The sequence below is a fragment of the Bacillus sp. SKDU12 genome, assembly GCF_010093085.1.
Lineage (GTDB): Bacteria > Bacillota > Bacilli > Bacillales > Bacillaceae > Bacillus > Bacillus mexicanus.
The window spans coordinates 280,812-292,890 of sequence record NZ_MSRC01000007.1; the positions used below are offsets into that span (position 1 = coordinate 280,812).

11 protein-coding genes are annotated in these 12,079 nt (G+C 44.1%); all 11 read left to right on the top strand.

Annotated features, from left to right (window positions below):
• The first annotated feature begins 23 nt into the window (after positions 1–23).
• The 11 genes from nusB to spo0A all read left to right on the top strand — a co-directional run bounded on the left by nusB (position 24) and on the right by spo0A (position 11,667).
• Complete coding sequence (nusB, locus tag BTW01_RS07955; RefSeq protein WP_162102465.1) at positions 24–413, top strand: transcription antitermination factor NusB; 390 nt, start codon at positions 24–26, stop codon at positions 411–413.
• 17 nt (positions 414–430) lie between these two features.
• Positions 431–1,282: a bifunctional methylenetetrahydrofolate dehydrogenase/methenyltetrahydrofolate cyclohydrolase FolD gene (gene folD, locus BTW01_RS07960; RefSeq protein WP_162102466.1), complete on the top strand. Its 852-nt coding sequence runs from the start codon at positions 431–433 to the stop codon at positions 1,280–1,282.
• A 137-nt stretch (positions 1,283–1,419) separates the two neighbouring features.
• Positions 1,420–2,766, top strand: coding sequence for an exodeoxyribonuclease VII large subunit (gene xseA, locus BTW01_RS07965; protein WP_162102467.1), 1,347 nt, complete (start codon positions 1,420–1,422; stop codon positions 2,764–2,766).
• A complete protein-coding gene (locus BTW01_RS07970; RefSeq protein ID WP_103749597.1) occupies positions 2,763–3,017 on the top strand; it encodes an exodeoxyribonuclease VII small subunit in 255 nt (84 codons plus the stop codon). Before xseA ends, BTW01_RS07970 begins: the two co-directional genes overlap by 4 nt.
• The gene (locus BTW01_RS07975) at positions 3,007–3,897 is read left to right on the top strand and encodes a polyprenyl synthetase family protein (RefSeq protein WP_162102468.1); all 891 of its coding nucleotides are present in this window, start codon (positions 3,007–3,009) and stop codon (positions 3,895–3,897) included. Before BTW01_RS07970 ends, BTW01_RS07975 begins: the two co-directional genes overlap by 11 nt.
• Positions 3,898–4,077: 180 nt before the next feature.
• On the top strand, positions 4,078–5,979 hold the full coding sequence (gene dxs, locus BTW01_RS07980; protein WP_162102469.1) for a 1-deoxy-D-xylulose-5-phosphate synthase: 1,902 nt from the start codon (positions 4,078–4,080) through the stop codon (positions 5,977–5,979).
• A complete protein-coding gene (locus tag BTW01_RS07985; protein WP_162102470.1) occupies positions 5,976–6,821 on the top strand; it encodes a TlyA family RNA methyltransferase in 846 nt (281 codons plus the stop codon). Before dxs ends, BTW01_RS07985 begins: the two co-directional genes overlap by 4 nt.
• Positions 6,822–6,917: 96 nt before the next feature.
• A complete protein-coding gene (ahrC, locus tag BTW01_RS07990) occupies positions 6,918–7,367 on the top strand; it encodes a transcriptional regulator AhrC/ArgR (RefSeq protein ID WP_162102471.1) in 450 nt (149 codons plus the stop codon).
• A gap of 36 nt (positions 7,368–7,403) precedes the next feature.
• The gene (gene recN / locus BTW01_RS07995; RefSeq protein WP_162102472.1) at positions 7,404–9,134 is read left to right on the top strand and encodes a DNA repair protein RecN; all 1,731 of its coding nucleotides are present in this window, start codon (positions 7,404–7,406) and stop codon (positions 9,132–9,134) included.
• Between the two features lie 173 nt (positions 9,135–9,307).
• A complete protein-coding gene (spoIVB, locus tag BTW01_RS08000) occupies positions 9,308–10,588 on the top strand; it encodes a SpoIVB peptidase (RefSeq protein ID WP_162102473.1) in 1,281 nt (426 codons plus the stop codon).
• A 275-nt stretch (positions 10,589–10,863) separates the two neighbouring features.
• The gene (gene spo0A / locus BTW01_RS08005; protein ID WP_162102474.1) at positions 10,864–11,667 is read left to right on the top strand and encodes a sporulation transcription factor Spo0A; all 804 of its coding nucleotides are present in this window, start codon (positions 10,864–10,866) and stop codon (positions 11,665–11,667) included.
• Positions 11,668–12,079 lie beyond the last annotated feature (412 nt).

Here is a 12,079-nt window from a genome sequence, read left to right on the forward strand (position 1 = left end):
AAGAGGATCAAAGGAGAAAGAAAATGAAAAGAAGAACAGCAAGAGAAAAAGCTTTGCAGGCACTATTTCAAATTGATGTCAGCGATATTGCAGTGAATGAAGCCATAGAACATGCACTGGATGAAGAAAAAACAGATCCTTTCTTTGAACAGCTTGTACACGGAGTGTTGGAACATCAAGTCCAACTGGATGAAATGATCTCCAAACACCTCGTGAATTGGAAGCTCGATCGGATTGCCAATGTTGACCGCGCGATTTTGCGTCTGGCAGCATACGAAATGGCCTATGCCGAAGACATTCCGGTGAATGTCTCCATGAATGAAGCGATTGAGCTGGCAAAACGGTTTGGTGATGACAAAGCGACAAAATTTGTAAACGGAGTTCTTTCTAACATTAAATCTGATATTGAATAATCATAGGAGGAAAGAAAATGACTGCAACAATCATCGACGGAAAAGAAACAGCTAGAGAAAAACGCGAACAATTGGCAAAAGAGGTAGAAGAGCTTAAAAAGCAAGGCGTCACTCCCGGGCTGGCGGTCATTTTGATTGGAGATGATCCTGCATCCCACTCTTACGTGCGTGGAAAGAAAAAAGCAGCTGAAACAATGGGAATGAATTTCAAGCTTGATCAATTTGACAGCAGCTTCACAGAAGCTGAACTGCTTTCCGTTATTGATCAATACAATCAAGACCCTGCGTTTCACGGCATTCTCGTTCAGCTTCCGCTCCCAGATCATATTTCTGAAAAAGCGGTAATTGAACGCATCTCTCCTGATAAAGATGTAGACGGTTTTCATCCGCTAAACGTAGGGAAAATGCTGCTTGGCGAAGATACGTTTCTTCCGTGCACACCTCACGGAATTGTTGAGCTTTTGAAGAAAACCAAGATCGACCTTTCCGGTAAAGAGGTTGTTGTAGTCGGCCGAAGCAATATTGTCGGCAAACCTGTGGGCCAGCTTTTATTAAATGAAAATGCGACAGTTACTTACTGTCATTCAAGAACAGAAAATATGACGGAACATACGAAAAAAGCGGACATCTTGGTGGTGGCAGTCGGCAGGGCTAATTTCATCAGTGCAGATCAAATCAAAGAGGGCGCTGTTGTTATTGATGTTGGCGTTAATCGTTTGGAAAGCGGAAAGCTCTGCGGAGACGTTGAATTTGAAGGGGCAAAGGAAAAAGCGTCCTTCATTACACCGGTTCCGGGCGGAGTAGGACCGATGACCATCACGATGCTTGCGCATAATACTGTTAAATCCGCGAAACGTACGTTATCATAGATAATTGGAGATATTCACAGGCGGGGCGTTTTGTCCGCAGTGAATATGAGCACGATACCCGCTTCTTGAGGCTCCTAAAGCCAGGGCGGGTTTTCTTTAGTTATGGTGCAGGAATGCTTATGAGAGGAGTTTGAGACATGGGCGAAACAGCGTATGTTACTGTCTCAGCGCTGACAAAGTATATAAAACGAAAATTCGATGTTGATCCTCACCTTGAAAATATTTGGATTAAAGGCGAATTATCGAATGTCAAAATACACACAAGAGGCCACATTTATTTCACATTGAAGGACGAAAACGCCAGAATGCAGTCGGTGATGTTCGCGAGACAGAGCGAGCGTCTGCCTTTTAAACCTGAAAACGGCATGAAGGTGCTGGTTAGAGGCGGAATTTCCGTATATGAACCGAGCGGAAACTATCAATTATATGCAAAAGAAATGCAGCCTGACGGGGTCGGAGCGCTTTATTTAGCGTACGAAGAGCTGAAAAAGAAGCTTGCCGGAGAAGGTTTATTTGATGACCGCTATAAAAAACAAATCCCCGCATTTCCAGCCACAATCGGGGTTGTGACATCTCCAACGGGTGCTGCTGTCAGAGATGTCATTACAACTCTAAAAAGAAGATATCCCCTTGTAAAAGTCATTGTTCTTCCAGCGCTCGTACAAGGTGAAAATGCGAGCAAATCTATCGTTACGCGCATTGAAGAGGCAAATAAAAAAGAGCTCTGCGACGTATTAATTGTCGGAAGAGGCGGCGGTTCGATAGAAGAACTATGGGCATTTAATGAAGAAATAGTAGCACGCGCGATCTTCGCTTCCAATATTCCGATTATATCTGCAGTCGGGCATGAAACGGACTTTACAATTAGTGATTTTGTCGCTGATATCAGAGCTGCAACACCGACAGGAGCAGCTGAGATTGCCGTGCCTCATACTACTGATTTAATTGAACGGACAAAGACGGCGGAAGTCAGAATGACACGAGCGATGCAGCAGCATCTCGGCCAGAAAAAAGAACGGGTTCAAACGCTCCAATCCTCGTATGCCTTCCGTTTTCCAAAGCGGTTGTATGCGCAAAAAGAGCAGCAGTTTGACCTGGCCTATCAGCAGTTTCAAGCACAGCTTACCGCACTTTTAGATCAAAACAGCAGACAGCTTGAGCGTGAAACATACAGATTAGAGGCGCTGCACCCTCATGAACAGCTAAAGCAAGCGAAAACACGTTACGAAGAACAAACAAATCAGCTGAGAAAAAACATGAATATCCAAATGAAGCAGCTGCACTCCCAATTTCAAACTGTTCTTGGCAAGCTGAATGCGTTAAGCCCTCTTCAAGTGATGGAAAGAGGATACAGCTTGGCTTATAAAGAAGATGAACTTATTAAAAGTGTCAGTCAGATAGAAGAGAAGGATCAGGTTGAGGTCAAATTAAAGGACGGCGTGCTGACCTGTGAAGTATTAGAAAAGAGAGGGGAAGAAAAATGACAGACGTGAAAAAAAATGAAAACATGACATTTGAAGAAGCGATGAAAGGGCTTGAGAGCATTGTATCAAAGCTTGAAGAAGGCGATGTGCCTTTAGAGCAGGCAATTAACTATTTCCAAGAAGGCATGGCTCTATCAAAAATGTGCCATGAAAAACTGCAAAAAGTCGAAAAACAAATGGACTTCATTTTAAAAGAAGACGGCGAACTGGCACCTTTCAGTGTTCAGGAGGAAGACAAAGGTGACAAATAAATTAACGAGCTTTCTGGCAGAGCGAAAAAAAACGATTGAACATCAGCTGTCTGTCTATACAGAAAAGCTTGATATGCCGGACTCATTAAAAAAGTCGATGCTGTATTCCCTTGAGGCCGGCGGAAAGCGGCTGCGGCCACTCATTGTGCTGGCTGTTTTAAACGCCTACGGGAAAAGTGAACAGGACGGCATTCCGGTCGGGTGTGCTGTTGAAATGATTCACACATATTCGTTAATTCATGATGACCTTCCATGTATGGATGATGATGATTTGCGCCGCGGGAAGCCGACAAACCACAAAGTGTTCGGTGAAGCGACAGCAGTGTTAGCGGGTGACGGGCTCTTAACAGAAAGCTTTAAGCTGATCACCTCCCATGTGTCAGATGAGGTATCAGCAGAAAAGCGCCTTCGGCTTGTGAATGAATTGATTTCAGCGGCAGGCACTGAAGGCATGGTTGGGGGACAAGTAGCTGATATGGAAGCGGAAAACCGACAAGTGACGCTTGAAGAACTCGAATCCATACACGAACGGAAAACCGCCAAGCTCCTCGGTTTTTGCGTAATCGCCGGTGCTATTTTGGCGGATGCGCCTGAGGAAGAGATCGAAACGCTGCGGACCTTCAGCAGCCACATTGGAATCGGTTTTCAAATCAGAGATGATATTTTAGATGTAGAAGGCAGTGAAGAGAAAATCGGCAAACGTGTCGGCTCGGATACAACAAACGATAAATCGACTTATCCGTCACTTCTTTCACTGGAAGGGGCCCAGCATAAATTGGATTTTCACATAAAAGAAGCAAAGCGTTTGATCGGCGGACTCTCGCTTCAAAAAGACCTCTTATATGAGCTTTGTGAATTAATTGCGGCAAGGGATCACTAAACCAATCCTAATTTGAAGCGGCTGCCCGAGATATGGTAAAATGTAAGAAGTTTATATGAAAAGTGAAAAGGAAAAGCGCGTTTGTCTTTTTTTATGTCTGAGATCTGGCCTTTGTCCAGGTTGGCATACGGAAGACTTGTATCATTGCAGAAATTCATGCTGAAAGTGAGTTGATCCGCTTTGGATCTTTTATCAATACAGGACCCGTCGTTTTTAAAAAACATGTCCATTGATGAATTAGAGAAATTAAGTGATGAAATCCGTCAATTTTTAATTACAACCTTATCCGCTTCCGGCGGCCACATCGGCCCAAACCTAGGTGTCGTAGAGCTTACTGTTGCGCTGCATAAAGAATTCAATAGCCCGAAAGACAAATTTTTGTGGGACGTGGGCCACCAATCGTATGTCCATAAGCTGCTGACAGGACGCGGAAAAGAATTTGCGACGCTTCGCCAGTACAAAGGGCTTTGCGGATTTCCAAAGCGGAGTGAAAGCGAGCATGATGTGTGGGAAACCGGGCATAGCTCAACTTCTCTGTCAGGCGCCATGGGAATGGCAGCTGCGCGTGATATTAGAGGAACGGATGAATTTATTGTTCCCATTATTGGTGATGGCGCGCTTACCGGCGGAATGGCGCTTGAAGCCTTAAACCATATTGGTGATGAGAAAAAAGACATGATTGTCATCCTAAATGATAATGAAATGAGTATCGCACCAAATGTCGGCGCCATTCATTCTATGCTCGGACGTCTGCGCACTGCCGGGAAATATCAGTGGGTCAAAGACGAGCTCGAATATTTGTTTAAAAGAATCCCGGCAGTTGGGGGCAAACTTGCAGCCACGGCTGAACGGGTCAAAGACAGCCTGAAATACATGCTTGTTTCCGGAATGTTTTTTGAGGAGCTTGGTTTTACGTATTTAGGCCCAGTGGACGGACATTCTTATCATGAGCTGATAGAGAATCTTCAATACGCCAAAAAAACGAAAGGCCCTGTTCTTCTGCATGTTATTACGAAAAAAGGGAAAGGGTACAAACCGGCTGAGACCGATACAATCGGCACATGGCATGGTACCGGGCCATATAAAATCAATACCGGTGACTTTGTAAAACCGAAAGCAGCAGCCCCTTCATGGAGCGGTCTTGTCAGCGGCACTGTACAGCAAATGGCGCGCGAGGACGGACGTATTGTAGCCATTACACCTGCTATGCCTGTGGGCTCTAAGCTTGAAGGCTTTGCAAAGGAATTCCCTGACCGCATGTTCGATGTAGGAATCGCAGAACAGCATGCCGCTACGATGGCAGCTGCTATGGCAATGCAAGGGATGAAGCCGTACCTAGCGATTTATTCAACCTTCCTGCAAAGGGCATATGACCAAGTCGTTCATGACATCTGCCGCCAAAATGCCAATGTGTTTATTGGTATTGACCGTGCAGGACTCGTAGGCGCTGATGGAGAGACACATCAAGGTGTATTTGATATTGCGTTTATGCGCCATATTCCAAACATCATTTTAATGATGCCAAAAGATGAAAATGAAGGACAGCATATGGTCCATACAGCACTCAGCTATGATGAAGGCCCGATTGCGATGCGTTTTCCGCGCGGAAACGGACTTGGCATAAAAATGGATGAACAGCTGAAAACGATTCCGATCGGTACGTGGGAGGTGCTGCGTCCGGGGAACGATGCTGTCATCTTAACGTTCGGAACAACAATCGAAATGGCGCTTGAAGCAGCTGAAGAGCTGCAAAAAGAAGGCCTTTCTGTGCGGGTTGTAAATGCGCGCTTTATTAAACCGATTGATGAAAAGATGATGAAGGATATTTTAACAGAAGGCTTGCCCATTTTAACGATTGAAGAAGCAGTCTTAGAAGGCGGTTTCGGAAGCTCGGTTTTAGAATTCGCTCATAATCAAGGTGAATATCATACACCGATCGACAGAATGGGTATCCCGGATCGGTTTATCGAGCACGGAAGCGTAACGGCGCTTCTTGAAGAGATTGGACTAACAAAACAGCAGGTGGCAAACCGCATTAGATTATTGATGCCGCCAAAGACACATAAAGGAATTGGATCATGACATCGAAGAAAGAACGATTAGATGTATTACTAGTTGAAAGAGGGCTGGCGGAAACGCGGGAAAAAGCCAAAAGAGCTGTTATGGCGGGAATCGTCTATTCAAACGAAAACCGTCTGGACAAGCCCGGGGAAAAAATTGACCGCGACCTTCCGTTAACCGTAAAAGGAAACCCGCTGAAATATGTGAGCAGAGGCGGCTTAAAACTTGAAAAAGCGCTGGAGGAGTTTCCTGTCTCTGTTAAGGATAAAATCATGATAGACATTGGCTCTTCCACCGGCGGTTTTACGGACTGTGCCCTGCAAAATGGAGCGAAACAGTCATACGCGGTGGATGTAGGCTACAATCAGCTTGCATGGAAACTCAGGCAGGATGATCGGGTCGTTGTGATGGAGCGCACGAACTTTCGGTATGCAACACCGGCAGACTTCACAAAAGGCATGCCGGAGTTTGCCACGATTGATGTGTCATTTATTTCACTGCGGCTCATTCTGCCTGTCCTCAAAACATTGCTTGTACCGGGCAGTGACTGCATGGCTCTCGTCAAGCCGCAGTTTGAAGCGGGACGGGAATCCGTCGGCAAAAAAGGGATTGTCAGAGATCCGAAAGTGCATGCTGATGTTCTCAAGCGAATGATCAAATTTTCTGCGGCTGAAGGCTATATTTGCAGAAGCCTGTCATTTTCTCCAATCACGGGAGGAGACGGAAATATTGAATTTCTCCTTCATTTGCATTGGCCGGGAGAGGGACAGGAAGGGCAGGAGCTGCCGGAAGAAGAGATCTTACGTGTTGTAGAAGAGGCACACAAGACATTAAAAGAAAAAAAAGCAGATGTACCGGAATAATAGTGCGCTATTATTCCTTTTTTCTGCATTCATGTACAATTTGCAGAGAATCATATAACATAAAAGGACAGATAAGCTGGAAATAGAGGTGCTTACATGAGCAAAGGCCAGAGGCATATTAAAATTAGAGACATCATTACGAGCAATGAAATCGAAACGCAGGATGAATTAGTCGACCTGCTGAAGCAGGATGGATACAAAGTAACACAGGCTACAGTTTCACGGGATATTAAAGAACTTCACCTAGTGAAAGTGCCTACGAATAACGGCACTTACAAATACAGTCTTCCGGCAGACCAGCGTTTCAATCCGCTTTCCAAGCTGAAGCGGTCATTAATGGACGCTTTTGTAAAGATAGACTCAGCAAGCCATATGATTGTGCTGAAAACGATGCCGGGAAATGCCCAGGCAATCGGTGCGCTGATGGATAATTTGGACTGGGATGAAATCATGGGGACCATTTGCGGAGATGACACAATTTTAATTATTTGCCGCACTCCTGAAGATACTGACAGCGTAAAAAGCAGGCTGCTTGAGCTGCTGTAACAGAAATCTAACAAAAGATAAGAGGTGTAATGCTGTTTGTTAGCTGAACTATCGATTAAGAACTTTGCCATCATTGAGGAACTGACGGTGTCTTTTGAACGCGGGCTCACTGTTTTAACAGGAGAAACCGGAGCAGGTAAATCCATCATTATTGACGCCATTTCTCTTTTAGTCGGAGGACGAGGATCATCTGAATTTGTCAGATATGGAGAGACAAAAGCCGAGCTTGAAGGGCTGTTTCTGCTAGAGGGCGACCACCCCGTTTTTGACGTGTGCACTGAGCAGGGAATCGACGTTTCCGACGACATGATTGTTATGAGAAGAGATATCAGCACGAGCGGAAAAAGCGTTTGCCGCGTGAATGGCAAGCTTGTCACGATTGCTTCACTGCGAGAGATCGGCAGGCTTTTATTAGATATTCACGGACAGCACGATAACCAGCTGTTAATGGAAGACGAAAATCATCTTCAGCTTTTGGACAAGTTTGCCGGAACCGAAGTGGAAAGCGCGCTCCAAGCGTATCAGGAAGGGTACCTGCGTTATATGAAGCTGCTCAAAAAGCTTAAACAGCTTTCAGAAAGCGAACAGGAAATGGCCCACCGTCTTGACCTCATTCAATTTCAGCTCGAAGAAATCGAATCGGCAAAGCTCGAGCTTAATGAAGATGAACATCTCCAAGAAGAGCGCCAGCAAATTTCAAACTTTGAGAAGATCTATGAATCGCTGCAAAATGCATATAATGCGCTACGCAGTGAGCAGGGCGGACTGGACTGGGTCGGAATGGCCTCGGCGCAGCTTGAAGATATATCCGATATTAACGAACCGCTGAAAAAACTGTCTGAAGGTGTGTCGAACTCCTACTATCTTTTGGAAGATGCGACATTTCAGATGAGAAATATGCTGGATGAGCTTGAATATGACCCGGAACGCCTGAACTATATTGAGACGCGTCTTAATGAAATCAAACAGCTGAAACGAAAATACGGTGCGACTGTTGAGGATATTTTGGAATATGCTTCTAAAATTGAAGAAGAGATTGACCAAATTGAAAACAGGGACAGCCATCTTCAAAGTGTGAAGAAGGAGCTTGACTCAGTCGGCAAGGATGTTGCAGTGGAAGCGGCAAATGTTTCGCGAATCAGAAAAGCATGGGCGAAAAAGCTGGCTGATGAAATTCATCGGGAACTAAAAAGCCTGTACATGGAAAAATCAACGTTTGATACAGAGTTTAAAGTCAGAGCAGCGTCACACAATGAGGAGGCGCCGGTTGTAAACGGACAGCCTGTTCAGCTGTCTGAACAAGGGATTGATTTAGTGAAATTTTTAATTTCGACCAATACAGGCGAACCATTGAAATCCCTTTCAAAAGTCGCTTCCGGCGGAGAGCTGTCCCGGGTGATGCTTGCAATAAAAAGCATTTTTTCTTCTCAGCAGGATGTGACATCAATTATTTTTGATGAGGTCGATACTGGTGTAAGCGGCAGAGTCGCACAGGCAATTGCTGAGAAAATCCATAAAGTATCAATAGGATCACAGGTGCTGTGTATTACACACTTGCCTCAGGTAGCTGCCATGGCCGATACGCATCTTTATATTGCGAAGGAGTTAAAAGACGGCAGAACAACTACACATGTTAAACCGTTGTCTAAGCAGGAAAAGGTGGTCGAAATCGGGCGCATGATTGCCGGGGTCGAAGTAACAGATTTAACGAAACGCCATGCAAAAGAACTTTTAAAACAAGCGGATCGAGTCAAATCAACTGGGTAAGCTGCGCGGAAAGCGCAGCTTTTTGTTTCACGCACATCCATTCGTTCATCAGTATATCCAATGTTTTTCTTCATATGACAGTTATAAATAAGCCGTCAGAAGGCAAAATTATATGATGTAGCAGCAAGTCATAAAGAAGGTGTGGGATAGGAGCGAGGAGAGTGAAGTAGTGAATGCCCGATAACATTAGAAAAGCAATAGGTTTAATTCTCCTTGTTTCGTTATTAAGTGTAGGTTTATGCAAACCGCTAAAAGAGTATTTACTGATTCCAGCGCAAATGAGAGTATTTGAAACCCAAACGCAAGCGATTGAAACGGGTTTAGCGGTAAACGCCCATGCACAAGAATCATCAGAAGCGTTTACAGTAAAGAAAGACCCGCATGAAATCCAGGTGACTGGCAAAAAATCAGGCGAGTCAGAGTTAGTATACGATCTTGCCGGATTTCCAATTAAAAAAACAAAAGTGCAAGTTCTTCCTGACTTAAAGGTCATACCCGGCGGACAATCAATTGGTGTAAAACTTCATTCCGTCGGTGTGCTTGTCGTCGGATTTCATCAAATCAATACAAGTGAAGGCAAAAAATCTCCGGGAGAAACGGCAGGCATTGAATCGGGCGATATTATTATTGAAATGAATGGACAGAAAATTGAAAAAATGAATGATGTAGCTCCATTTATTCAAAAAGCCGGTAAAACCGGAGAATCTTTAGATTTACTCATCAAACGCGATAAACAAAAAATTGAAACGAAGCTAATCCCTGAAAAGGATGAAGCAGAAGGTAAGTACAGAATTGGGTTATACATTAGAGATTCTGCCGCTGGCATCGGCACCATGACCTTTTATGAACCAAAAACAAAAAAATACGGAGCGCTTGGCCACGTCATTTCCGATATGGATACAAAGAAACCAATTGTAGTGGACAATGGAGAAATCGTTAAGTCCACTGTGACATCCATTGAAAAAGGAACAGGCGGAAATCCGGGAGAAAAACTGGCGCGATTTTCTTCAGAACGAAAAACGATCGGGGATATTAACAGAAACAGCCCATTTGGCATTTTTGGCACACTGCACCAGCCGATTCAAAATAACATTTCAGATCAAGCACTGCCGGTTGCGTTTTCTACTGAAGTCAAAAAAGGGCCTGCTGAAATTTTAACAGTCATTGATGATGACAAGGTGGAAAAGTTTGATATCGAAATTGTCAGCACCACGCCGCAAAAGTTCCCAGCCACAAAAGGAATGGTCTTAAAAATAACCGATCCTAGGCTGTTGAAAGAAACGGGCGGCATTGTTCAGGGGATGAGCGGAAGCCCGATCATTCAAAATGGAAAAGTGATCGGCGCTGTCACCCATGTGTTTGTAAATGATCCGACAAGCGGCTACGGCGTTCATATTGAATGGATGCTGTCAGAAGCGGGAATCGATATTTATGGAAAAGAAAAAGCAAGCTGACTGCCGGGATTTCCGGCAGTTTTTTGTTTTGATCCCTCTTCACTTCTCAGAATACATACGGTAAAATATACAAAAGAAGATTTTTCGACAAATTCACGTTTCCTTGTTTGTCAAATTTCATTTTTAGTCGAAAAACGGAGAAAAACATAGAATAATAAAGATATGCCACTAATATTGATGATTATGATTTTTTTTAGAGGGTATATAGCGGTTTTGTCGAATGTAAACATGTAGCAAGGGTGAATCCTGTTAACTACATTTGGGGAGGAAGAAACGTGGAGAAAATTAAAGTTTGTGTTGCTGATGATAATCGAGAGCTGGTAAGCCTGTTGAGTGAATATATAGAAGGACAGGAAGATATGGAAGTGATCGGTGTAGCTTATAACGGACAAGAGTGCCTGTCGTTGTTTAAAGAAAAAGATCCCGATGTGCTTGTGTTGGATATTATTATGCCGCATTTGGACGGACTTGCTGTTTTAGAGCGACTGAGGGAATCAGATCTCAAAAAGCAGCCGAATGTCATTATGCTGACAGCCTTTGGACAAGAAGATGTCACGAAAAAGGCCGTCGATTTAGGCGCGTCCTACTTCATCCTCAAACCGTTTGATATGGAAAACCTTGTCGGACATATCCGCCAGGTCAGCGGAAATGCCAGCAATGTTACGCATCGTGCGCCCTCATCGCAAAGCAGCATTATACGCAGCAGCCAGCCTGAGCCAAAGAAGAAAAATCTCGACGCGAGCATCACAAGCATTATCCATGAAATTGGCGTCCCGGCACATATTAAAGGCTATCTTTATCTGCGCGAAGCAATCTCCATGGTATACAATGACATTGAATTGCTCGGCAGCATTACAAAAGTCCTTTATCCTGACATCGCCAAAAAATTCAACACAACCGCAAGCCGTGTAGAAAGAGCGATTCGCCATGCGATTGAAGTGGCGTGGAGCAGAGGAAACATTGATTCCATTTCCTCACTGTTCGGCTATACCGTCAGTATGACAAAAGCTAAGCCGACCAACAGCGAATTCATTGCGATGGTAGCAGACAAGCTGAGATTAGAGCATAAAGCTTCTTAAACATGAACATATGAACCGATGATGAAAATCACGTCTTTTATTTATTAGTTCGCGCTAATAAGTAGGAGGCGTTTTGTTTTGAGGAGATTTGTTATCATAGATGAAGTTTCTGTTTGGATTGAACATGTATGGGTTGCTGATTGTACTATTTATTCTTGCGCTTTGTATCAATTTGAACATAGCCATCTTGAGCGACTTTATCTCATTTACAGTCGTGATTTCATGTGTTTTCACTACTTGGAGAATCAAAATCAAACATCCATAGTCAAATTGAAACCTTTTCCCTGTAAAATCGTAAGTAAGGAAGCATCATAATCGAAGGAGACGTACAAATGAAAAAGAAAAAAGCAAGAAAGCGTGTTGGGTTTCTCCTAGATTTGCTTCCAGATGCAGCTGGAGAGTTCCTTCTCTT

Coding starts and splice junctions, on each gene's coding strand:
- ahrC (WP_162102471.1), top strand. CDS start 6,918: ATGAGCAAAGGCCAGAGGCATATTAAAATTAGAGACATCATTACGAGC.
- BTW01_RS07970 (WP_103749597.1), top strand. CDS start 2,763: ATGACAGACGTGAAAAAAAATGAAAACATGACATTTGAAGAAGCGATG.
- xseA (WP_162102467.1), top strand. CDS start 1,420: ATGGGCGAAACAGCGTATGTTACTGTCTCAGCGCTGACAAAGTATATA.
- folD (WP_162102466.1), top strand. CDS start 431: ATGACTGCAACAATCATCGACGGAAAAGAAACAGCTAGAGAAAAACGC.
- nusB (WP_162102465.1), top strand. CDS start 24: ATGAAAAGAAGAACAGCAAGAGAAAAAGCTTTGCAGGCACTATTTCAA.
- spoIVB (WP_162102473.1), top strand. CDS start 9,308: ATGCCCGATAACATTAGAAAAGCAATAGGTTTAATTCTCCTTGTTTCG.
- BTW01_RS07985 (WP_162102470.1), top strand. CDS start 5,976: ATGACATCGAAGAAAGAACGATTAGATGTATTACTAGTTGAAAGAGGG.